18 protein-coding genes and 3 tRNA genes are annotated in these 21,771 nt (G+C 57.5%); 5 read left to right on the top strand and 16 right to left on the bottom strand.

Annotated elements, in window-relative coordinates; all coding sequences use genetic code 11:
* Positions 1–16 precede the first annotated feature (16 nt).
* From A2V21_309430 to A2V21_309395, 8 genes are all read right to left on the bottom strand, one after another.
* Complete coding sequence (locus A2V21_309430) at positions 17–238, bottom strand: hypothetical protein (GenBank protein OIJ74458.1); 222 nt, start codon at positions 236–238, stop codon at positions 17–19.
* Positions 239–250: 12 nt separating this feature from the next.
* Entirely contained in the window at positions 251–712 is a 462-nt protein-coding gene (locus A2V21_309425) for a heterodisulfide reductase subunit MvhD (GenBank protein ID OIJ74457.1), read from the bottom strand.
* Positions 713–865: 153 nt separating this feature from the next.
* On the bottom strand, positions 866–2,839 hold the full coding sequence (locus A2V21_309420; protein OIJ74456.1) for a disulfide reductase: 1,974 nt from the start codon (positions 2,837–2,839) through the stop codon (positions 866–868).
* A 35-nt stretch (positions 2,840–2,874) separates the two neighbouring features.
* On the bottom strand, positions 2,875–3,744 hold the full coding sequence (locus A2V21_309415; protein OIJ74455.1) for a hypothetical protein: 870 nt from the start codon (positions 3,742–3,744) through the stop codon (positions 2,875–2,877).
* Between the two features lie 108 nt (positions 3,745–3,852).
* A complete protein-coding gene (locus tag A2V21_309410) occupies positions 3,853–4,260 on the bottom strand; it encodes a hypothetical protein (protein ID OIJ74454.1) in 408 nt (135 codons plus the stop codon).
* Positions 4,257–4,817 carry a fumarate hydratase gene (locus A2V21_309405; GenBank protein OIJ74453.1) on the bottom strand — a complete coding sequence of 187 codons (561 nt, stop codon included), beginning with the start codon at positions 4,815–4,817 and terminating at the stop codon, positions 4,257–4,259. The genes A2V21_309410 and A2V21_309405 overlap by 4 nt, the downstream gene beginning before the upstream one ends.
* Positions 4,817–5,653, bottom strand: a complete 837-nt coding sequence (locus tag A2V21_309400) for a fumarate hydratase (GenBank protein ID OIJ74452.1) — start codon at positions 5,651–5,653, stop codon at positions 4,817–4,819. Before A2V21_309400 ends, A2V21_309405 begins: the two co-directional genes overlap by 1 nt.
* A 15-nt stretch (positions 5,654–5,668) precedes the next feature.
* Positions 5,669–6,604, bottom strand: a complete 936-nt coding sequence (locus A2V21_309395; GenBank protein OIJ74451.1) for a malate dehydrogenase — start codon at positions 6,602–6,604, stop codon at positions 5,669–5,671.
* A 382-nt stretch (positions 6,605–6,986) separates the two neighbouring features.
* On the opposite strand from A2V21_309395, the gene A2V21_309390 reads away from it, so the two are divergent.
* From A2V21_309390 to A2V21_309380, 3 genes are all read left to right on the top strand, one after another.
* Positions 6,987–7,316: a hypothetical protein gene (locus A2V21_309390; protein ID OIJ74450.1), complete on the top strand. Its 330-nt coding sequence runs from the start codon at positions 6,987–6,989 to the stop codon at positions 7,314–7,316.
* 164 nt (positions 7,317–7,480) lie between these two features.
* Positions 7,481–7,557, top strand: a tRNA-Pro gene (locus A2V21_309385).
* Between the two features lie 81 nt (positions 7,558–7,638).
* Positions 7,639–7,715, top strand: a tRNA-Arg gene (locus tag A2V21_309380).
* Between the two features lie 24 nt (positions 7,716–7,739).
* On the opposite strand, the gene A2V21_309375 is transcribed toward A2V21_309380, so the two are convergent.
* The 6 genes from A2V21_309375 to A2V21_309350 all read right to left on the bottom strand — a co-directional run bounded on the left by A2V21_309375 (position 7,740) and on the right by A2V21_309350 (position 14,440).
* Positions 7,740–8,114: a hypothetical protein gene (locus A2V21_309375; GenBank protein OIJ74449.1), complete on the bottom strand. Its 375-nt coding sequence runs from the start codon at positions 8,112–8,114 to the stop codon at positions 7,740–7,742.
* Between the two features lie 32 nt (positions 8,115–8,146).
* Positions 8,147–9,112, bottom strand: coding sequence for a hypothetical protein (locus A2V21_309370; protein ID OIJ74448.1), 966 nt, complete (start codon positions 9,110–9,112; stop codon positions 8,147–8,149).
* Between the two features lie 54 nt (positions 9,113–9,166).
* Positions 9,167–9,862, bottom strand: coding sequence for a hypothetical protein (locus tag A2V21_309365; GenBank protein ID OIJ74447.1), 696 nt, complete (start codon positions 9,860–9,862; stop codon positions 9,167–9,169).
* 239 nt (positions 9,863–10,101) lie between these two features.
* Positions 10,102–11,511: a hypothetical protein gene (locus A2V21_309360; protein ID OIJ74446.1), complete on the bottom strand. Its 1,410-nt coding sequence runs from the start codon at positions 11,509–11,511 to the stop codon at positions 10,102–10,104.
* 3 nt (positions 11,512–11,514) lie between these two features.
* Positions 11,515–11,922: a response regulator gene (locus A2V21_309355; GenBank protein OIJ75137.1), complete on the bottom strand. Its 408-nt coding sequence runs from the start codon at positions 11,920–11,922 to the stop codon at positions 11,515–11,517.
* 28 nt (positions 11,923–11,950) lie between these two features.
* Positions 11,951–14,440 carry a hypothetical protein gene (locus tag A2V21_309350; protein ID OIJ74445.1) on the bottom strand — a complete coding sequence of 830 codons (2,490 nt, stop codon included), beginning with the start codon at positions 14,438–14,440 and terminating at the stop codon, positions 11,951–11,953.
* A 228-nt stretch (positions 14,441–14,668) separates the two neighbouring features.
* Between A2V21_309350 and A2V21_309345 the strand changes: the two genes are divergently transcribed.
* A complete protein-coding gene (locus A2V21_309345; protein ID OIJ74444.1) occupies positions 14,669–15,097 on the top strand; it encodes a hypothetical protein in 429 nt (142 codons plus the stop codon).
* A gap of 110 nt (positions 15,098–15,207) precedes the next feature.
* On the opposite strand, the gene A2V21_309340 is transcribed toward A2V21_309345, so the two are convergent.
* Entirely contained in the window at positions 15,208–18,498 is a 3,291-nt protein-coding gene (locus A2V21_309340) for a hypothetical protein (protein ID OIJ74443.1), read from the bottom strand.
* Positions 18,491–21,181, bottom strand: coding sequence for a hypothetical protein (locus A2V21_309335; GenBank protein ID OIJ74442.1), 2,691 nt, complete (start codon positions 21,179–21,181; stop codon positions 18,491–18,493). The genes A2V21_309340 and A2V21_309335 overlap by 8 nt, the downstream gene beginning before the upstream one ends.
* Before the next feature lie 280 nt (positions 21,182–21,461).
* On the opposite strand from A2V21_309335, the gene A2V21_309330 reads away from it, so the two are divergent.
* Positions 21,462–21,537 (top strand) — tRNA-His (locus tag A2V21_309330).
* The last annotated feature ends 234 nt before the right edge of the window (positions 21,538–21,771 follow it).

The following is a 21,771-nucleotide window of genomic DNA, read 5'->3' as shown; positions in this document are numbered from 1 at the left end:
CCGGACCGCCCCGCTTCTAATCTATCGTTACCTTGAACTTCATGCATTTCACCTGGCTCATCCGGAGACCCTCCGCGCCAGTTTCCCTTACATGTTTTTGCGCGGCGGCCTTGAGGTTCTCAAAGGCCTCTTCCGAGCTTTCGCCTTCGGAGCTGATATTGAGCTCCGGGCAGTTAGCCCTGTACGTGCCGTCTTCCCTCTCTATGAGCACCGCGCTTACAGAGACCTCGGTCCCCATACCTACCCCCAGTTATTCGGTCACCTCTTTAAGCCCCTTGTACTCCATGAAGGGCCCGAGGGCCTTGACCTCGTCTGTGACCCTGTTTATGAGGTCGACCCACTTTATGGCCTCAGAGGCCGATACCCACGAAAAATGAAGCCTCATCATGTCCACGCCAGCGAACTCAAGGAGGTTCTTGAAGCCTATCCAGCGCCTCCTGGCGTGGTAGTTGCCTGTCGTGTAATGGCAGTCGCCGGGGTGGCAGCCAGAGACCAGGACCCCGTCGGCGCCGTTCTCAAAGGCCTTGAGGATAAATAGCGGGTCAATGCGCCCTGTGCAGGGGAGCTTGACTATCCTTACGTTCGGCCTGTACTCCATCCTGCTGGTGCCAGCGAGGTCAGCGCCCGCGTAAGTGCACCAGTTGCAGACAAAGGCCATTATCTTCGGCTCGAAGCCGCCGCTTGCAGTAGTCTCTTCAGTGTGTCCGCTCATATTCGTTTTCCCGTATTCTCGTTAACCATTCTTGTCATAAATGCCCAGATGCAAGGAAGGGCAAGGGGTTGAACCGCAGCATACTTTTTTAGTATGTGAGGATTCAAGCCCGCAGCCCTGACACAGCAGATGGGCGTTTAGGGCAAGAATCCGTCAAAACGCGCTTATAGCCGCGTAAACCTGCTCGTCCGTATAACCTTTCAAGTCTATCGACTTCGACCTGCACGCCGCGATGCAGACCCCGCAGCCCTGGCAGAGGCCTTCGTTGACCTTCGCGAGGCGTCTCACTATATTGCCGTTCCTGTCCTTTACCGCGTCCCTGTCTATCGCGTTGTACGGGCAGGCAGTGACACAGTCCCAGCAGGCGTTACAGGTGGCCTTGTTGACCTCAGAGGTAATCGGCTCCCTCGCCATCTCGTCCGCCGAGAAAAGCGCCAGCACCTTGCTCGCGGCGGCGCTGCCCTGCGCCACGGTCTCGGGTATGTCCATCGGCCCCATGCAGGAGCCGGCGAGGTATATGCCCGCCGTGACCGTCTCGACCGGCTTTAGCTTCGGATGGTACTCGTTATAGAACCTGTCCTTGTCGTAGCCTATGCCGAGCCTCTGCGCGACGGTATCCGCGCCGTCCCTCGCGACCATCGCGGTGGCAAGCACCACCATGTCGGCCTCTATCTCGACCTGAGAACCGCTAAGCGTGTCGGCGCCCTGCACTATGACCTTGCCGTCACGCTCGTATACCCTCGATACGCGCCCTCGGAGATACATCGCGCCGTCCTGCTCTATGGCGCCGCGCACGAACTCCTCGTACCTCTTTCCGCCGGAGCGGATGTCCATGTAGAAGACGTATGACTGTCCGCCGTGCACCTTGTGGGCGTAAAGCTTCGTGTGCTTGGCGGTGTACATACAGCATATCTTGGAGCAGTAGGAGACGCCCTTCTTCTCGTCCCTCGAGCCGGAGCACTGGATGAAGACCACGCTCTGGGGGGTCTTGCCGTCCGAGAGCCTCCTTATCTCGCCGCCCGTCGGGCCAGAGGATGAGGCGAGCCTCTCGAACTGGAGGCCGCTTATTACGTCCTTTATCCTGCCGTAGCCGTACTCGCCGAAGTGCTCGTTGGGCATGAGCTGGTAGCCGGTGGCCACAACTATCGCGCCGACCTCTTCGGTTACGAGCTTGTCCTGCATCTTGAAATCTATCGATTTCGGGCCGCAGACAATGGCGCACGCGCCGCACTTGTCCTTCTGTATCTTAGGGCAGTTGGCCGCGTCTATGACCGGTATGTTCGGCACCGCCTGCGGGAAGGGCGTGTATATGACCTTTCTCTTGCTCAAGCCCATCTCAAAGGAGCTTGTCACCTTGAACGGGCACTTCTCAGTGCACTCGCCGCACCCTGTGCAGGTCTCCTCGTCGACGTACTTGGCCTTCCTCCTTACCGTAACGGTAAAGTTGCCGATGTAGCCTTCGACCTTCTCGACCTCAGAGTAGGTATAAAGCGTTATCTGCTCGTTGAGCTCGGCCTCGACCATCTTGGGGGTGAGGATACACTGCGAGCAGTCCATCGTGGGGAAGGTCTCCGAGAGCTTGGCCATGTTGCCGCCGATCGAAGGCTCCTTCTCGACGAGTATCACTTCCCTGCCGCCCTCTGCTATGTCGAGGGCCGCCTGTATGCCGGCTATGCCGCCGCCTATGACGAGCGCCTTTTTCTTGACCGGTATCTTTATCTTCTTGAGAGGCTTGTTCTTCTTGAGCCTCTGAATCGTCATCCTGGTGAGGTCAATGGACTTCGCTGTCCCGGTCGCCTTTGTTCTGTCGTGGTGCACCCAGGAGCACTGCTCACGGATGTTGGTTATCTCGCACTGGTAAGGGTTGAGACCGGCGGCCTCGGAGGCCTTCCTGAAGGTCTTCTCGTGCATGTGCGGCGAGCAGGCGGAGACGATGACGCCGTCGAGCTTCTGCTCCTTTATGGCCTGCTTGAGCATCTCCTGCCCGGGAGAAGAGCACATGAACTTGTAGTCGCATGTGTAGGCCACGCCCGGTAACTGGGACATATCCTCGGCAACCTTCCTGGTATCTACGGTAGCCGCTATGTTATTCCCGCACTGGCAGACAAAGACTCCGATTCTCGGCATAACTCTTTCCTCGTGGGACGTTGGACCTGCTTTAACTACACGATACCCTTTTTCTTAAGGAGCGGCATCACGTCTGTCGCGTTCTTCTCAAAACCCAATGTCTCTATATCCTGGCCGAGGGCTAATCCCAGGGCCTGGGTAAAGTATACGACCGGCACCGGCACGAAGCCTCCGCTCTGCCTCTGCACGGCCGGCTGGCTCTTCTCGAGATTATACTGGCAAAGCGGGCAGCTTGTGACGATGAGCTCTGCGCCGGAGCCTACGGCAGATGTCATGACGCTCCCGGACAGGCGCGTTACGACCTCGTCGTTATTCATCGTTACATGCGCCCCGCAGCACTCGATCTTGTTAGGGAACTCTACGGCTTCAGCCCCAAGCGCCTTCAGGAGGTCCTCGAATATCGTCGGCCTCTCGGCGTTGTCTATGCCGATATCCTCAAAGGGACGCAGCAGCATGCACCCGTAATAACCTGCCGCCTTTATGCCCTTAAGGGGCCTCTTTACCGCCTCCTTTACCTTCGCGAAGCCGACCTTGTCGCGGAGCACCTCGAGGTAATGGAGGACGTTCAAGCTCCCGTCGTACTCCTCCTCTATGAAGCCGTTGACGACGCCCCTTTTGTCCCTGCTGTCCCGCATCACCTTGTTGGTGCGCTTCAAAACGTTATAGCAGACCGAGCAGAGGGTGGTAACGGTATCCCCCTCCTTGCGGGCTTCCGAGAGGACCTTTGCAGGGGCGGTCAAGCCCATAATGTTGTCAGGGGAGAGCGGGAAGGTCGCCCCGCAGCAGTTCCACTGCTTGAGCTCGGCCATCTCGAAGCCCATGGCCTCGGCAGCATTCCTCGCGGAGGTGTCGAAGTGCTTGGCGACCGTGTTTAGTGTGCAACCAGGGTAATAAGGTATCTTCATAGGGACCGTCTTATGTTCAGTTTTACTTCTGGGTCTTGAACGTCTTGCTAATAAATCCAAACTGCCCTACGACGCAGATGCATTGTTTACCGGCATGAAAAACAGACCTCAGCTAACAAACTTCCTGAACCCGCATACCAGGGCCTGCTGCGGCGCCTTCTTGAGAAGCGGCATCGGCAGGTCCTTTATCTCGGTCTTACCCTCGCCGCACCTCAATGCGTCCTGCCGCATGGCCTCAAGGACCGCCGCGACGCTACAGCCCTTCGGGCACCTTGAGTAGCACTGGAGGCAGCCAACGCAGAGCCACATCGTGTTGGCCTTCTTTACAGCCTCTATGTCGCCGAGCTGGAGGTACCTCATGACCTTGGTCGGGGGTATCTCCATCGCGTAGGAGACCGGGCAGCCTGCCGAGCAGTTGCCGCACTGGTAGCACCTTTTGAGGTCCTCCCCGCTCAACCTCTCGACGTGCTTTACCGCGACGCTGTTAACGTCCGCATTGGCAAGGGTTATCTTCAAGAGACCCTCCTGTACTTTTCAACGCCCTGGAGGAAGAGGTCCCCTCCGTAGATATCGTTCACAACTATCGCCGGGAAATCGACCACCTCAAGCCTTCTTATGGCCTCGGGGCCGAGATCTTCGTAAGCGATTATTTCAGCCTTCTTTATCGAACGCCTTATGAGGGCGGCAGCTCCCCCAACGGCCGCCATGTATACGGCCTTGTTCTTCTTTATCGACTCAAGGACTTCCTTGCTCCTTGCGCCCTTGCCGACCATGCCCTTGAGCCCCAGGTCAAGGAGCCTCGGAGTATAGGCATCCATCCTGCCGCTTGTGGTAGGCCCGGCAGAGCCGATGACCTCCCCGGGCTTCTCCGGGGTCGGGCCAACGTAATAGATCATCTGCCCCTTTATATCGAAGGGCAGCTCCTTGCCGGCGTCCAGAAGCTCAATGAGCCTCTTGTGCGCCGCGTCCCGGGCGGTATAGAGGACGCCGGTAATAAGGACCTTGTCCCCTGCCCTGAGCTTCCCCACCATCTCATCTGTCAATGGGGCGGATATCCTCACCGGCTCACCCATCAGATCACCGCCTCCTTGTGCCTTCCGGCGTGGCACTGGATATTTATCGCCACCGGGAGGCTCGCTATGTGGCAGGGGTGTGCCTCGATATGGACCCCGAGGGCCGTTATCCTTCCGCCGAAGCCCATGGGGCCGATCCCGAGGTCGTTTACCTTCTCAAGAAGCTCGGCTTCGAGCTTCTTGAGGTCCTCATCAGGGTTTACGCTCCCAACCGGGCGTAGAAGGGCCTTTTTGGCGAGTATGGCGCACTTCTCGAAGCTGCCGCCTATGCCCAGGCCCACGACTATCGGCGGGCAGGGGTTGCCGCCAGCGTCTTTTATGGTCTCGACCACGAAGGCCTTTATGCCCTCGACCCCTTCGGCGGGCTTGAGCATCTTGAGGCGGCTCATGTTTTCGCTGCCAGCGCCCTTGGGGGCTATCTTTATCTTTATCTTGTCCCCTTCGACGAAGGAGGTGTGTATTATGGCGGGGGTATTGTCTCCGGTGTTGATCCTTTTAAGCGGGTGGCAGACCGATTTCCTCAGGTACCCATCCCTGTAGCCCTGGCGCACACCTTCGTTTATAGCGTCTTCGAGGGAGCCGTCAAGAGAGACCTCCCTGCCGACCTCTATAAAAAAGACCGCTATGCCGGTATCCTGGCACATTGGCAGGTTTTCGCTTTCGGCTATCTCGAAGTTCTCGACTATCTGGCCGAGGACCTCACGCCCGAGCTGCGATTCCTCCGACTTAAAGGCCGCCTTAAGCGCCTTTGCCACATCCGGCTCAAGGTTGCAGGCCGCGCTTATGCAGAGGTCCCTGACCTTTCCGGCTATATCCTTTACAGATACCTGTCTCAAAGCCAAACCTTCTTCCTACTTCCCGATGCCAAGATCGTTTATAAGGCCCTTTACGGCCGTGACGGAATCCATGAAAGCCTTCTTTTCATTCTGGTCGAGATCTATCTCTATTATCCTCTCGGCCCCGCCAGCCCCGACGACGACCGGAACCCCTATGAACATGCCTTCGACGCCGTACTGGCCGCTTAAATAGGCGGCGCATGGCATGACGCGCTTCTTATCCTTTATAATGGCCTCGCACATCTCGGCCACGGCCGCGGAAGGGGCGTAGTAGGCGCTCCCGGTCTTCAGAAGCGATACTATCTCTCCACCGGCCTTCTTTGTCCTTTCCATGATGGAGGAGAGCCTGTCGGCCTCGATAAGCTGGGTTACCGGGATACCTGAGACGGTAGCGTACCTTTTCAAGGGGACCATCTCGTCGGCATGGCCGCCGATGACCATCGCGTGCACGTCGCGCATGGAAACGCCAAGCTCCATGGCGATAAAAGACCTCATCCTCGAGCCGTCGAGCGCTCCGGAAAGGCCCATGATCCTCTGCGGCGGAAAGCCGGAGAGCTTCCAGGCCGCGTAGACCATCACGTCGAGCGGGTTTGTTACTATAAGGAGGTGGGCGTCGGGCGAGTACTTGACGATATTCTCTATGACGCTTTTAAGGATGCCTACGTTGGTGTTGATGAGGTCGCTTCTGCTCATCCCGGGCTTGCGGGGTATGCCAGCCGTGACTATGACCACGTCGGAGCCAGCGGTCTCACTGTAGTCGTTTGTGCCCCTCACGCTGGAGTCGAAGCACTCAACAGGAGCGGCTTCCATCAGGTCCAGGGCCTTGCCCTGCGGCACGCCCTCGACTATATCGAGGAGCACCACGTCCCCAAGCTCTTTTGTAGCCACCCAGAGGGCGGTGTGGGCGCCTACATGGCCGGCACCTACTACGGTTATCTTTTTCCGGGCCATCTGACCTCCTCAGGGAATAAGCACTATAACGAAAGAGCCTGCCGGCCCGACGGTAACTTCCCGGGTACCGGAACGAGCTGACCTTTTTAACAAACGGATGAGTCTGGTGGCTGGGGTATTTTCAGTGTATACAGTATACAAAAATACCCTCTCTGTCAAGGGAATTCTGGACAGGGCTGTTTTTTGCCCAATCCACTCATCTGGACGGCCACGAAACCTGAAATTTTACAAAAATACCCGCCCCGGTTGCGCTCCGCGGAACTTACGATATACTTATCTGAAATCGATCCCTGAAAAAATCCAACTTGACGCGGGTTTGGCAGAATCCCGCTCAAAGCGGGCCCAAGCCCGTAAAAAACCAGATAATAAGGAGGGTAACAAAATGAAAAGAATCATGGGTTTCACTCTGGCGGCAGCTGTAGTAATGGCTTCGGCCTCAATGTCCATCGCGGCTGACGGCGCCTCCATCTTCAAATCCAAATGCGGTACCTGCCACGGTGCCGAGGGGCAGGGAACGGCCATGGCGCCGGCCTTCAAGGGCAACCAGTTCATAAAGACCTCCTCTGACGCTGACATCACGCAGGTCATCAAGAACGGCCGCAACGGGGCGGAGAAGAAATACAAGCAGTTCGCCATAGGCATGCCAAAGCAGACCATGAACGACGACGATATCAAGTCCGTCATCGCCCAGATAAAGAGCCTTGCCCAGTAGACTTACCTCTGAAGAAGGCGGGGAAGGCCGGGGATTACCCGGCCTTTTTCAATTTCAGGGACAGATGAAGGCGGCCTTTCAAGGACGGCTGGGGGCGGACAGGGAGGGGGGTTAAATGGTATTGCAATAAATATCCCTTTCATGGTATTTATCCATATTCGATTCGGGGCGTAGCGCAGTCTGGTAGCGCATCTGCTTTGGGAGCAGAGGGCCGGAGGTTCGAATCCTCTCGCCCCGACCACTTACTCTCTTTTTTGAAAAAAGTAAGCAAAGAAAGAACAAATCCTTCTCGAAAAGCAACCGAAATACGCCTGCCATCTTTGCGCCTGTAGCTCAGTCGGATAGAGCAACTGCCTTCTAAGCAGTAGGTCGCTGGTTCGAGCCCAGCCAGGCGCGCCAATTGTCAAAACTCAAGGCCATTATTCAGGCCGGCAACGCTCCATCCGTCCAGAGGACACCCTGCGCAACCGCCTTTATCGCGGTCTGGAGCATGAGTTCGCAAGAGCTGTCAGGAATGCTCCCTGAGACCGGGCTTCCAAAGAAGGCCGGGTGGACCGCCTCGCCACTCGGGGCGACAAGGAGTATCCTGGCCCCCTCCGGGCAGCCCCCCTCGAAGGAACGCCGGAATGTCTTCAAGTCCGTCAATATCACGTCGGGCTTGACGGCACGGGCCTTCTCCACAGTGTCTTTTTCACCACCGGTAACCCAGGCCACCTCGACTCCGCCTGCGCTGTCGAGCAGGTTCGCGACACCTTCAGAGAAAAGCCTTCCTTCCATCGAGACCATTACCCGTATCATAGTCAGCCCCTTTCCCCCGGCTATTGGCCGGGTCAAAGCAGGTCAGCGGACCCTGTTTCGTTCTCCCTCGCTATTGCCCTCAGTTTGGCAAGCGCCTTCTCCTCTATCTGCCTTACCCGTTCCCTTGTGACGCCGAACTCGCGGCCTATGGTCTCAAGGGTCCTGGGGGCGAAGTCGCCTATGCCGAACCGCAGGCTTATTATCCTCATCTCGTTTTCATTAAGCATCTTGAGCCAGCTTGTGACCCTCTCGGCCCTTCGTGCCTCCTCGACGTACTCCACGGGGACCGGGGTGCGCTCGTCCTCGATGCTATCGAGCAGCGACAGGTCGGCCTCATCATGCCCCGCGCGGGACTCAAGCGACATCGTACGCTTGCTTATAGTCTCGAGTTTTTTCACATAGCGCCCGGAGAGGCCGGTCTTCTCGGAGACCTCGTTCGAGCTCGGCTCCCTGTTGGAGAGGACCCTGAACTCCCTTGAGGCCTTCTCCACCCGGGACATGTCGGTGACTATGTGTATCGGGAGCCTTATCATGCTCCCCTTGTTCGCCAGCGCCCTCTCGACGGTCTGCCTTATCCAGTAAGTGGCATAGGTTGAAAACCTGCAGCCCATATCCGCCTTAAACCGCTCGACAGCCTTTATAAGCCCGATATTCCCCTCGTCTATGAGGTCCTGGAGCTGTAGCCCCCTGTTCACGTACCTCTTGGCGATATTCACCACCAGCCGGAGGTTTGACTCTATCATCTGTTTCCTTGCCTCGGCGTCTCCAATGGCTATCCTTCCGGCAAGGGACCTTTCCTCAACGGAGTTGAGGAGCTTGAACCTCTTTATCTCCCTGAAATAGATGTTTATAGAGCTACAGGAGTGCTCTGCGCCTCCATCCTGTACCCCAGCCTCCGTAGCGTCCGGCTTCGCCTCGCCATACGGCTCCCAGGCCGTCCGGCCTGCAAAGCCTCCTAAAGCCTCGCTACTCTGTTTTCTCAAACCCTGCCTCATCATGACTCCTCCTCCGTATCGTACCGCTTGACAAATTTACCGAAAGACTCCGGCTTATCAAAAATAAAGGCCCTGCACAGCCAGGTCAGCTATAACGGAATCCGGCAGGGGCATGGTGAACAAAAGCCCAGACGAGGCCCCCTGGCTGCCATCCTCCCGGGACCAGACCACCTTTGCCTGTTTTACAAGGCTCAGGCACAAGGCCGAAAGGCGAAGCCCCAGGACTGAGCCTGGCTCGATAGGACTCCCGGAATATCTTATCCTCATACCTTGCCTTGAGAAGTCCTCTGTGACAGCGCTCACCACCTGCTCGCCGCCGGCTTCGACTACGACCCCGCATCCGGCCACCTTGACCCTCGCTTCTTTCCTGGGGGTCGAGCGCTCGTTAGGGATTATGGATTCGACAGCCGACAAGAGGTCCTTCACCCTGAAAGGCTTTTTGATGAAGTTCGAGTCCATCGAGCTTACGGTCTCTATCGCCCTCTTATCCCCGGTCATGAAAAGGAACCTGCCACGCATCTCCTTCTTCCTTGCGATGGTCTCCTTAAAGAGGTCGACGCCGCCAAGCCCCGGCATATGCACGTCGGTGAGGACCACGTCCCAGTCTTCGTCGATGAGCAGCCCAAGCGCCTCCTGCCCCCCGTAAGAACGCCGCACGCTATATCCCGCGCTCTCCAGCACCTCGGAGCAGACCTCCAGCATCGTCTCCTCATCATCGATCACAAGGACCCTTATATTCCCCCCTTTGTCCATTACAAATGCCTCTTTCCAGGATTTTTCGTTTATAGCGCCTTCAAAGAGATGGAAAAGCCTTTGACAGTCGCCGCTAACGAAATGAATTAAAAGCAACGTACGTGCCAAGCTGAAAATTTCTGATATTGGGATTATTTAGGGGATTTCTGGGGGCATAGCCGGTAAGTTATTTACCAGCTATCTGATAAGAATTTTACCGGGGTGGTAAGTTTTTTATCGGAAAGTCTTTTACAAGGCTGTCAATTCTCTTTAAGGGCGTATTTTTTCGCCTTTTCCCTGAGGGTCAGGCGCGAGATGCCGAGTATGCGCGCGGCGTGTGTGATATTGCCCTCTGTCTTTTCGAGGACCCTCTTTATATGGGCCTTCTCAAGCTCCTCAAGGGAGATATCCGCCGGATACTCAGGGGCATGGACGGGCCCTGGCGCGTGGAGGCGCTGGGTCTGTGAGGCCCCGTCGAGATGGATGTGCGCCGGACGTATGTCATCCGGGCCTGCCAGTATCCTCGCCCTCTCTATTATGTTCTTAAGCTCCCTGATATTGCCCGGCCAGTCATGGTCAAGGAGGATATCGATACTCCCCGGAGCGAGCAAGCCGGGGCCGCCGCCATCCAACGATGACCCGTTCTCTTTCATGAAGTATCTGGCGATAGGGAGGATGTCCTCCTTGCGCTCCCTCAATGGCGGCAGCTCTATGACCATTACGTTGAGCCTGTAAAAGAGGTCCTCCCTGAACCTCTTCTCGCGCACCCTCGCGCTCAAGTCCACGTTGGTGGCCGCGATGACCCTCACGTCGACCCTCATGTCCTGGACCCCGCCGAGCTTTCTCAAGGTCCTGTTCTCGAGTATCTGCAGGAGCTTGGGCTGAAGCCTTATGTCCATGTCGCCGATCTCGTCAAGGAAGATCGTCCCGCCGTCAGCCAGTTCAAAGAGCCCCTTTTTCGTCTGGCGCGCGTCGGTGAAGGCCCCTTTTTCATAGCCGAACATCTCGGCTTCCATGAGGGCCTCCGGTATGGCGCTGCAATTGAGCTTTATTAAGGGGCCGTCCTTCCTGCTGCTTGAGTAGTGGATGGCGTTTGCAACAAGCTCCTTGCCGGTGCCTGTCTCGCCTGTTATGAGGACCGAGGTGTTTGATGTCCTCGCCACCGTCGAGATAAGGGACTTCACCTCGTTTAACGCGGTACTCGTCCCGACCATCTCCGGGCACAGGGTCCTCTCGCCGGGCATCGCCCTCATCGCCGCCCTCCCCGCCCTCTCGGCCGCGTTCCGTTCGATGGCGTATACTATCGAGCGGGCCAATACGCCCGGTGCGGCCTGCCCTTTTACTAGGTAGTCCTGCGCCCCCTCCCTCACGGCGCGCGCCGCCAGGGTCTCATCAGACAGGCCTGTCAGGAGCACCACCGGGATAGCCGGGTACGACCTGTGCAACGCGGTAAAGGTATCGAGCCCTGTAGTATCCGGCAGCATGAGATCGAGGAGCACCACGTCGAAGCCCCCGGCACAAAGGCACGCGAGGGCCTCCTTCAAGCTCCCCGCCGCGTCGATGGCGAACCGCTCCTTCAACCCTGATTCTGCCAGAAGCTCACGCAGAAGCCTCGCGTCAGCGGGGTTATCCTCCACCAGCAGTATTTTTATGAACGGTATCTTTTCCATCGCCTACCTCGGCGGCAGCTTTGCCACGGAAAACCAGAAGTCCTCGACGGCCTTCGCGACTTTTATGAACTGGTCCAGATCCACCGGCTTGTGTATATAGGCGTTCACGTGCAGGTCATAGGCCCGCTTGATGTCCATCTCGTCCTCGGAGGTAGAAAGGACCAGCACGGGTATCTTCCTTAACTCAGGGTCGCACTTTATCTCTTCGAGCACCTCCCTGCCGTTCTTTTTAGGCAGGTTCAAGTCCAGCAGGACGAGGTCAGGTCTTCGCGCCCTGGAATGCCTCCCCTTCCTCCTCAGGTACTCGATGGCCTCTTCCCCGTCGGAAGCCACATGCATCTTGTTATGGACCCTGGCGTCCTTGAACGCCTCTATCGTAAACCTGACGTCATGGGGGTTGTCCTCCACCATGAGTATCTCTATCGGGCCTCGCCCCCCCTTATGCACTTGCCGCCTCCTCGCCAGGCATGGTGAAGTAGAAAGTAGAGCCGGCCCCTGGCATCGACTCCACCCATATCCTTCCGCCGTGGTTCTCCACGACCTTCTTGCAAATGGAAAGGCCCAGCCCGGTGCCCGGCAGGCCCGTGTTTCCATGCAGCCGCTGGAAGAGCTCGAAGATCCTTTCCGAGTACTTCGGGTCTATGCCTATCCCGTTGTCGGTAATCGAGAAGCGCCACTGCCGCCCCAGCCTTTCAACCGCTATCGTTATAAGTGGCTGGTTATCCCCCCGGTACTTGACGGCGTTGGAAAGGAGGTTCATGAAGAGCTGGTCTATCTGTGATTCGTCCGCCATTATGGTGGGCAGCCCATCGGCGCGCACTACCGCCCCGCTCTCGCTCAAGAGCGCGCCCAGGTTTGACATCGCCCTGCCGAGCGCGGCGGAGCAGTCCACCGGCTGCTGCGCCATGATCTTCCCGACCCTTGAATAACGGAGCAGGTCTGCTATGAGCCGCTGCATGCGCGCCACACCGTCGACCGCGAAGCCTATGAACTCGTCGGCCTCCGAATCAAGCCTGCCTTTGTACCTTCGCGACAGGAGCTGTACGTACCCGGATATGACCCTCAGGGGCTCCTGGAGGTCATGGGAGGCCGAGTAGGTGAACGCCTCCAGCTCCTTATTGACCCTTTCGAGCTCCGCCGCCCTCTTCTCAAGGGCGTCGTTCATGCTGCTTACGGCGTCTTCAGCCTGCTTCCGTATATCCACCTCGAAGGCCAGCTTCCGGTTGAGCTGCTTAAGCTCTGCCGTCCTCTCATCGACAAGCTCTTTCAGGTGCTCCCTGTAGAGCTTAAGCTGCTCCTCGGTCGTCTTCCTTTCAGTTATGTCCTGTATGGTCCCTGACATCCTCACGGGCCTGCCCTCCCTGCGGAAGGCGACCTCTCCGTGCTCGTGCACGTACTTTTCCGTCCCGTCCGGCAGCACCAACCTGTGCTCTATGGAGTATGGCTTTTTAAGGGTCAGGGACTCGGTCACGCATTTGTGGACCATGGGCCTGTCCTCCGGGTGGACGCAGCCCAGAAAGGCCTCGTAAGTGGCGCCGAACCCGCTCGGGTCGAGGCCGAATATCCTGTATGCCTCATCCGACCATATCAGTTCGTCTTTCTCTATGTCCCAGTCCCAGCTGCCTATGCGCGCGATCCTTTGCGCGTTGGCGAGGCTCGCCTCGCTCCTCCTCAAGGCCTCTTCCGCGAGCTTTTTTCCCGTGACGTCCCTGTCAATGCCCCTGTATCCGAGGAAGGCCCCCTTTGAATCGAATACCGGCGCGCCGCTGGTCTCCAGGACTATGCATCTTCCGTCCTTGCTCAAGTTCACGTTCTCAAGGAGGCTTAATGGCTGCCTTGCGGCGGATACGCGGGCAAACTCCTCCCTGACCCTTTCCGCCTCGTCAGGAAGCATGAAGTCCCAGAACGGCCTTCCAAGCACCTCATGTTGCTCATAACCAAGCATCTGTTTTACCCGCGGGCTTACGTAAGTATATACCGCGTTCTCGTCCGTCTCCCATACAAGGTCATAAGATGTCTCGACAAGGGCCCTGAACTTATCTTCGCTTCTGGCGCGCTCGCCCTCAGCCCATGCCCGCTCCTCTATCTCAGCCCTCAGCATCGCGTTCGCCGTCTCCCGCCCCCTTCCCCTCAAGCTTGCGGACTGGGCGGAGTAGATAAGAGACGAGAAGAGGATGGAGCTCAGAGCGCCCATTACAAGCACAATGGCCGGCAACGCCGAGATGGAAGAAGCGGCAAGATTTTGCCCGGGAGCCACCGAGAGGGTCCAATCCGAGCCGAAGACCTTTAACGGAAGCCTTTGCGCCCACTCAAGAGCCGGTTCAGGCCCGCTCCGGTAAAGCTCCACGCCGTCGCCGGTAACGGATATGGAGTAAAGGCCGAGCTCGTGCCTGCTCTTTGAAAGTATGTCGCCAATAAGCTCCTGCGAGTCAAAGACCTCGGCCAGCACGCCCATGAAGCTGCCTCCGGCATACATGGGGGCATAGGCTATGAACCCCAGCCTTGCGCCTTCAAGGGCTACCGGCCCGGAGACGAAAGGCGACTTTATCCTGAAGAGCTCCGGGAAGGAGGCGTCTATCGCCTGCTCAGCCGACCTGTCCGGGAGCCCGGCCAGTACGATGGCTTTTTTATCCGGGCCTGCCCAGACTATGTACTTGTATCCCGGGTCCCCTTCCAGCGACCGCGCGTCCATCTTCCATCCACGGAGGTCCGGCTTGCCATTGTACTCCCATCTTTTTACCGCCCTTGAAAGGGAGCGCACCCTGAAGGCGACATTATCCTTTATATCATCTTTTATAGCCGCTGATTTTATCGATATCTGGCTGGCAAAGGCGGCCTGCTGAGACCTTGAAAGCTCCCGCCATATAAAGACGGTAACTAAAAGGGCAAGGAAAAGCGCAAGGAAGGGGACCCACCTCTTAAGTATCATGGCATCTGACCGGTTTTGAGGTATTTACCGCCATTGAAAAGCGTACTATGTAACCTTACCGGTTGTCAAGCGGGCAGGGATAGGCGGCGCAAGCGCTCAGCCGCATTAAAACCTCTTGTATCTCAAATAGTTGCATTATGGAAAATTTTTATTTTTCCCCTAAAGTTAAACACGCGCCTTCCCGATAAGGAATAACGGGTAGCTCAGAGACGAAGAAGGAGGCCTGGCATGGCACTTATATGGAAAGAGCAGTTATCAACCGGGGTCTGGTGGCAGGAAAAGCAACACAGGGAGATGCTTGACAGGTTCGGCAAGCTAATGGCGGCCCTCGAATACGGCAGGGAGAGGGCGGATGTCGACGCGGTCTATGATTTCGTGGAAAGCTACCTCGCCAGGCACTTCAACTCCGAGGAGTCCGCGATGGAACGAAGCGGCTACTCAGGCAGAAAATCGCATATGGCCGAGCACAGGAAGCTCGCTCAAGAGATCTCCATGCTCCGCTCCGAGCTGGACTCAGGCGCCAGGCTCTCGCTGGTCTTAAAGGTACAGAGACGCATAGTCGACTGGTTCGTAAACCATATCGGCAATATGGACAAATCCCTTGGCGCGTACCTGAGGTCTGAAGACCTGAAGCACCAGCTGGTCGTAAACTGCTGAGATCATTACAATCCTGCTGATAAAAAGGCCGCCCTGAAAGGCGGCCTTTTTATACAGTTTGCTAAAAAAACACTGATTTTAATCAGGCTCCTGTTAAAGCCCCGGAGATTTCAACTCACCTCTACCCACGCGCGATGGGCCGGATAATAGAGCCCCTTTCTTATCTCCCTTTTTTCTCCGCCTATCGCGAGCGCCAGAGCGTACTTTTCAAGCTGCCCCCTGTACCTTTCCCGCTCGCTGGCGAGGAACTCCTCAAGGGAGCCGCCTTCATGCGTCCCGGTCTTATAGTCGATGACCCAGCGGACCCCGCCGGAGTCGACAAAGGTCCTGTCGATAACGATATGGACTATCTCGCCTCCGAGCACAGCAGTAAGAGGCAGCTCTGTTGCGGCCTCATCGTGCTCCGAGAGTATCCAGCGCCCTTTTTCATCTTCAAGGGCCTTTACTATCGTCTTTACGCCCTCTGCCGCGTAACCGGCGGCTTCGGCCTTGCCCAGCCCGAGCGAGCGGAGCATCCTTGCTATCCTGCCTTGCTCTCCCCTTAACCGCAATCTATCCCAGGAGCTGACCCCTTCCCTCGCTATCCTGCAGAAGTACCTGTGCACCACGGTACCAAGGTGGCGTATGGCCTCGCCAGCCCAGTAGAACTCAGGCTCTCCTTCGATAAGCCTCTCGGCGCTCTCGACGATAACCGGCGGGGCCGCCTCCGGCAGCGCCCATGAGGCGCCGAGCCTCCTTCCGGCGCGTCCTGGCTCTGAGCGCTCCCCGCCATCCTGCCCGTCCAGCAGCATCTCTTTATTGAGGGCATGCTTTATCTGCGACAGGAAAGACCTTGGCGCCATACTTAATGTCCCGTCCTCTTTTTCGTCTACGTGGCCGATGAGGTAGAGCGACTTTTTAGCCCTGGTGGCTGCTACGTATAACAGACGGGTCTCCTCGAGGACGGCCTTCTTCTTGTGTATGTCGAAGAGGTAATTGTAGATATCCCCTCCGTCCTTTGAACCTTTCTTCTCGACAGGGGCAAGGAGAAGGTCGTCCTCCTTTTCCATCCATACAAGGAGCCGCCTCTCCTCATGCCTCGGCTTCTTTCCGAGGCCGGGGATGATGACGTTATCGAACTCGAGGCCCTTTGCCTTGTGGATGGTCATTATATCGACGGCGGCATCCTCGACGCCCCCTCCGGCGAAGAGGCGGAACGTCCGTGCCTCGAGCCCCTCTATAGATACTCCGCCGGGCTCTTCGATAGACCCGACAAGGCCCAGGAACTCTTCGGCGTCCCGCATCCCGGAGCCGTCAACGCACGCTGGCCCGCCGATAGCTATCCAGAGCCCCCTTAATACCTCTGAGGGCGGCCTCCTGCCCCAGACCTCCCTGGCCTCCTCCATCCCCTCCCTGAACCTTTCAAGCCTTACCCTCCCGTCTTCTGGAATGGCAGATAGCCTTCTCTCATCCCGCATAAGCTCCATTACCGGGGACGCCTTGTCGAGATAACAGAGGTTGAAGAGGTCGCCCAGGCCGAGCCCGCACCATGGAGCCCTCAGGCAGGCGAGCCAGGCCACCCTGTCAAACGGGTGGTCAAGGGCCTTGAGGAGCGCGAGCAGGTCCTGTATCACCGTCCTGTCGAAGAGCGGGTCTATATCCCTTGCCCTGAACGGGATGCCTTCCCTCGTGAGCGCGCCGACGATACTGTCGACGTGAGACCTCGACCTGCAAAGCACCGCGGCGGTCTCGCCCGAAGGGATATTTTCAAGGATAGATAATACCTGCCCCGCCTCGAAGAGGTCGTCCTTCGCAAGGAGCCTTATCTCGACCCCCCTGCCATCTATCGCCTCTTTCACAGCGGTCGAAGGCGCGTAGGTGACCGAGCCTGTAAAGGTCTCTTCCCTGTCCGGGAACGCGCCGCTCAAGGTCCCGTTCACCCAGGAGACGATCTTCTCCTGGGACCTGAAGTTCCTTGAAAGCGTCAGCGGGGTAAGACCTACCGTACCGATGCCCTTTAGCCTCGCCTCAAGGAAGAGGCCTACCTCCGCCTCCCTGAAAAGATATATAGACTGCATCGGGTCGCCGACCACGAAAAGGGTCCTGCCGTCCCCGGCTGTCCAGCCCCTTGTAAGGGCCTCCAGGAGCGCGAGCTGTGTCTGAGAGGTGTCCTGATACTCGTCTACGAGTATATGCTGGATACGGAGATCGAGCGAGAGCATGAGGTCCGTCGGCTCGTCCGCTGTGCCAAGCGACCTTAACGCCGCAAGGGCTATCGCCTGGAAATCGACGGAGCCTGACTGAGTGAAGGCCTCATTGAGCTTTCCGTCGGCTATGGGCAAAAGGCGCACGAGGGCAAGGAGCGTCTCCCATTCCTCTTCGTCGAAGACCGGGCTCGGAAGTTTCCGCGCCCTTCCTAACGCATCTACGAGGCGGTCATCGCCCTCAAGTGATGAAAGCAGTCCCTTGAACTCATCCTTGACCGATCTATCCCCCGCGTCCCCGCTGGGGAAGCCGTTCGTGGCTTTCACGCCGCCGGGCTTGCGTAACCCGCCTTCCTTGGTAAGCAGCAGCTCAGCTATACCCTTCCATAAAGGCAGCTCCTCGGCCTTTTTCGTCGGCATGCGGGCAATAGACGCGAGGTTCAAGATAGCGCTCTTGTCTTTATTGATATTCGAGGCCGCGAATCTTGCGCACCTCAAAAGGCTGCTGACAGCCGGAGGAGGAAAGGCCGCCTCGATAGACTCAAGCTCTGATTCGACAAGCCTTTTGAGCGAGCCTTCGAGCATGGCCTTAAGCTCTCTGTCTGTAGAGCTCCTTGTTACGTGCCTCAGCCACTGGTCCCTTCTGCCGAGCATCATCACGAGCCTTTCGGTGAGGCCCTTGACCGAGTTGTCCATGTGAGCGAGGGCCCTTCTTACAGCCTCTCCGCCAGCCCCATCGTCCTCTACGAGGGCGACAGTTGCCTCTGCCGCCGCCAGGTAGAACTCCAGCGGCTCTTCGGTTACGGTATAGCTCCCAAGGCCGGAGAGAAGCGGCATCTGCCTTGCCAGGGTCGATGAGAAGGAATCGATGGTCTGGACCTTCAGCCTGCCGGGGTTCTCCAGGAGGCGCCAGCCCATAACGGCGTCCCTTTCAAGCGCCGCCGCCGCAAGCTCGATGGTCTTCCTCTCATGGGGCTTGTCTGCCTCAAAGCCCTGGGCGGCCTTACCTATGGCGGCGATGATGCGGGAGTGCATCTGCCCGGCGGCCTTCCTCGTAAACGTCAGGGCGAGTATCTGCTCCGGCTTCTCGACGATAGAGAGGAGCTTGAGAAACCTCTGCATGAGGAGCTCTGTCTTCCCTGAGCCGGCCGGGGCCTGCACCGCGAAAGAAGCGGACACATCCAGCGCGCGCTCTCTTGCGGAAGCGTCGCTATTCATCCGCGCCCCCTTCGTCTTCCCCGCCCGAATGGAAGCCCCTTTCGGTTATCCTGCAAAGAGCTTTAAGCTCACAGTACCTGCAGGCGCTTGTGCTGCCCGTCACCCCGCCGTCCGGGTCTGCCTGGGCTTTGCCCTCCATGAAATCCTTTGCGAGCGATTCCAGCGCGCCGGCCCATGACTCCATCAGCCCATCCCAATCACTTTCCTCTGCCTTCTTCTTAAATTCCTTGTCATCTTCATAAGGCTTTATGCCTGGCAGTGCGTTATCCTTTGAGATGCCTACGAACCTGCACTCGCCTGGCACCAGCCTCGCGAAGGAGACCGCGTTGAAGCCGCCTGTAGAGCTGTAGATAAGTATCTGCGGCTCCCTCGGTCGCCGCGAGAGCCAGTCGTACCTGTCAGGGCTGCCACTTTTGTAGTCGATTATCGCCTCGCCCCCGCCTTCAAGCTCATCGACCCTGTCCACCCTGCCGTTTATCTTCAGTCCGCCTATCTCTATTTCCTTCTGAGCCTCAAGCGCCTTTACCCTGAAGCCCACCTCCCTTGAAAGCTCGATCGCTATCCAGCCCTGAAGGACCGAGACGAGCCTTCTTTTCTCAAGCTCGATAAAGCGCTTAGAGAGCGGCGGAGGCACGCTGGCCTCCTCAAGCGCCTTTGAGGCAAGCTCTTCCAAATAGGTATCGAGCCTGCCGGAGCCTTCAAGCTCCCTGAGCTTCGCGGAGTCCTCGACCTTCTCCCAGAACAGCTTTAGCGCTGCGTGTATTATGGTGCCCCTCGTCTCGGGCTTAAGGCCAAGCATCGTAGCGGGGACCGGGGTAGCGTTGAGCCTGTTTATGGCAAAGGCCCTGAACGGGCACATCGACTGGTTCTTGAGTATCGACGTGCCCCCTTTTATCTCCGCCTTCTCTTCTGCCGCCACCGGGATCTGTTTATCTTCCGGCGCTTCTTCCATCGCGCCCTGCCGCACGCCCTCTAAAAGCCTCGCTGAGGCGGCTATCTTCTCTTCGACCACCTGGAAGGGGCTGAAAAAATGGCTGCAGCTCCGCTCCCTCTCATCGGTTACCCTGGGGTAGCTTACCTCTACTTCCGGCGCGCTTTGAAGGAGTCTTTTTACGGCGGCGGCGGCGAACTCAAGCTCGCGCTCGCTCGATGAGCGGGGGAGCCTCCGTTCTTTCTGGAGCCATACAGGTATAAACGGGTTTGGCGAGGGGCTGGACGGCAGCGACAGGTCATGGCAGCCCATTATCCAGAGCCTGTCGAATGAAATGCCGGTGGATTCAAGGAGGCCCAGCACCTGGATATTGCATTCAGGGGTCTCTGGCTGGTGGATCGTCTCTCGCGCGATAGTCTGAAGGGCGGATTGGGCCTCCGTCCTTGTGACCCTGCCCAGTATATCGCCCAGGCCCGCGAACCTTTCAAGGCACGAGTTCCATGCCTTGTGCGCCTGGAACTCCTTTCCCGTGAGCTTTATCCCTGAAAGCCAGCCCACCTTGCCGAGGAGGTCTGTAAATGACCTGGCCCAGTCAGCAGGAAGCTCTTTTGTCCTCGCCCCCCTGAGCCACCTTACCCATGCGTCCGCCCTCTTCTCGAACGGCGTATTCCCGGTCCTTTTAAAAAGGTCTCTAAGCTCCTTTATGCTCAAGGCCATCCTGTTATCTTCCTTGAGCATGTAATCGAGCCTCGCAAGCGCTGTGGCCTCCCCGGCCGCGAAATACGGCGAGCGCAGGAGCTGGCTCAGCCTTTCCATATCGATGTCGCCTTCGCCAATGGAGAGTATATCGAGCGCGGTCCTTACAAGCGGCTCATCGGCAAGCGGCCTGCCCAAAGAGATGTTAAAGACCTCTCGCACAACCGCCCCGGGGATGACCGAAGAGGGATTTAATTCGGCAGAGAACTCCCTTAAGATCAACTCCCTGTACCTTTCAAGCTCAGGCACTATGAAGCCTATCTTCATGCCGGGCTCCAGGGTCTTTCTCGCCCACCTCGCGGCCTGGACGACCTCTTCTGTCTCGTCGGCAAAAGGCCTCACCCTTACCCTGGCGGCAGCCCAGGCGCCTTCATCTCCATCGCCTGGCCACGACCATACATCCACCCCCCTCGCCTTGAGGGCAGAGATAATGGCCGATGTAGCGGGGCTCATCTCGTCAAAACCAGCGAAGACCGCCTCCGTCGGGAGCTCAGCCCCTTTATCGATAATGACCTTCACCCTGGCAGAGACCTCTGATAGGTCGATGAAGCCAAGCGTTCCAAGCTCGCTATCATAAGCGTAAGCCCACCTCTTTAGCGCCCTCGCCTCCTCTGTAAGATAAAGCTCCTCCGGGAGCCTTATCCCGTACTCCTTCAGCAGGCCATACGCCTCATAGGCGCTCCTGGCCACACCCCCCGGCCACGCCTGCCCTGAATCTGTTGTGATAACCTTTTCCCACAAGGCTAAAGAGGCCGCGCCCCCGAGGACGGGCTTATCACCATATTCTTCCCAGACGGACGCGGCCCACGCTGAAAGGGGCAGCACTTCGGGCGTGGGCCAGGAAAGAAGCCCGGAGGCGGCCATTGTCCTGTCGTAATCAGACCTCAGGTGGCGCGCAAGCCTCAGGTTTGCCGTAAGCACGACAGCGCCTCTTTTCAGGGCGGTAAAGAGCTGGTCTGTTCGGGTATCGGTCATAGCGTTTACGAACCTCTCCACAGCAAGCTGATGGATATCTCCAAACCTCCCCTCCCTTAACGGGAGTGGATATGAGGGAGGGGTCAAATGCAGGCGCGGTAAGCTGCGGGGAATTCGACCAGAAGATGATTAAATACTAATTCAACAGGCAAATTCAAGGCTGAAAATCGCGCGACATGAAACCGGGCAGGAAGCGGCTATCGAAGGTGGCGCGCCCTCTTTCTCAGGGTGCATTTGTATTGACAGCAGATGACGCATATGTTAAAAAAATTTGTTATACAGAAGATATTACCGACCTATGGTGGACGTGGCTCAACGGTTAGAGCACTGGACTGTGACTCCGGGGGTTGGGGGTTCGAATCCCCTCGTCCACCCCATTTTTTCCCCTTAACATCCTGACTTCCCCTTACATTCCATAATCTAACCGGCCATAGATACAATGCGCCTGACAGGCACAGGCAAAATAATAAAGGTGTTACAGCTTTCGCTGTAACACCTTTGATTTTCTTGGCGTCCCCACAGGGATTCGGATGTAGCTTAACTGTGTGTCCATTTTTTCGGGGGAAGATCAAAATACTCAGCAGGATTGAAGGCAGGCTCAGGCAGTCGAA

The sequence above is a fragment of the Deltaproteobacteria bacterium GWC2_55_46 genome, assembly GCA_001595385.3.
Classification (GTDB): Bacteria; Desulfobacterota; GWC2-55-46; order GWC2-55-46; family GWC2-55-46; genus UBA5799.
Note: the sequence above shows the minus strand (reverse complement) of the source record. Positions and strands in the feature narration are given on the sequence as shown.

Coding starts and splice junctions, on each gene's coding strand:
- A2V21_309430 (OIJ74458.1), bottom strand. CDS start 238: ATGGGGACCGAGGTCTCTGTAAGCGCGGTGCTCATAGAGAGGGAAGAC.
- A2V21_309425 (OIJ74457.1), bottom strand. CDS start 712: ATGAGCGGACACACTGAAGAGACTACTGCAAGCGGCGGCTTCGAGCCG.
- A2V21_309420 (OIJ74456.1), bottom strand. CDS start 2,839: ATGCCGAGAATCGGAGTCTTTGTCTGCCAGTGCGGGAATAACATAGCG.
- A2V21_309415 (OIJ74455.1), bottom strand. CDS start 3,744: ATGAAGATACCTTATTACCCTGGTTGCACACTAAACACGGTCGCCAAG.
- A2V21_309405 (OIJ74453.1), bottom strand. CDS start 4,817: ATGGGTGAGCCGGTGAGGATATCCGCCCCATTGACAGATGAGATGGTG.
- A2V21_309395 (OIJ74451.1), bottom strand. CDS start 6,604: ATGGCCCGGAAAAAGATAACCGTAGTAGGTGCCGGCCATGTAGGCGCC.
- A2V21_309390 (OIJ74450.1), top strand. CDS start 6,987: ATGAAAAGAATCATGGGTTTCACTCTGGCGGCAGCTGTAGTAATGGCT.
- A2V21_309375 (OIJ74449.1), bottom strand. CDS start 8,114: ATGATACGGGTAATGGTCTCGATGGAAGGAAGGCTTTTCTCTGAAGGT.
- A2V21_309370 (OIJ74448.1), bottom strand. CDS start 9,112: ATGATGAGGCAGGGTTTGAGAAAACAGAGTAGCGAGGCTTTAGGAGGC.
- A2V21_309365 (OIJ74447.1), bottom strand. CDS start 9,862: ATGGACAAAGGGGGGAATATAAGGGTCCTTGTGATCGATGATGAGGAG.
- A2V21_309360 (OIJ74446.1), bottom strand. CDS start 11,511: ATGGAAAAGATACCGTTCATAAAAATACTGCTGGTGGAGGATAACCCC.
- A2V21_309355 (OIJ75137.1), bottom strand. CDS start 11,922: ATGGTGGAGGACAACCCCCATGACGTCAGGTTTACGATAGAGGCGTTC.
- A2V21_309350 (OIJ74445.1), bottom strand. CDS start 14,440: ATGATACTTAAGAGGTGGGTCCCCTTCCTTGCGCTTTTCCTTGCCCTT.
- A2V21_309345 (OIJ74444.1), top strand. CDS start 14,669: ATGGCACTTATATGGAAAGAGCAGTTATCAACCGGGGTCTGGTGGCAG.
- A2V21_309340 (OIJ74443.1), bottom strand. CDS start 18,498: ATGAATAGCGACGCTTCCGCAAGAGAGCGCGCGCTGGATGTGTCCGCT.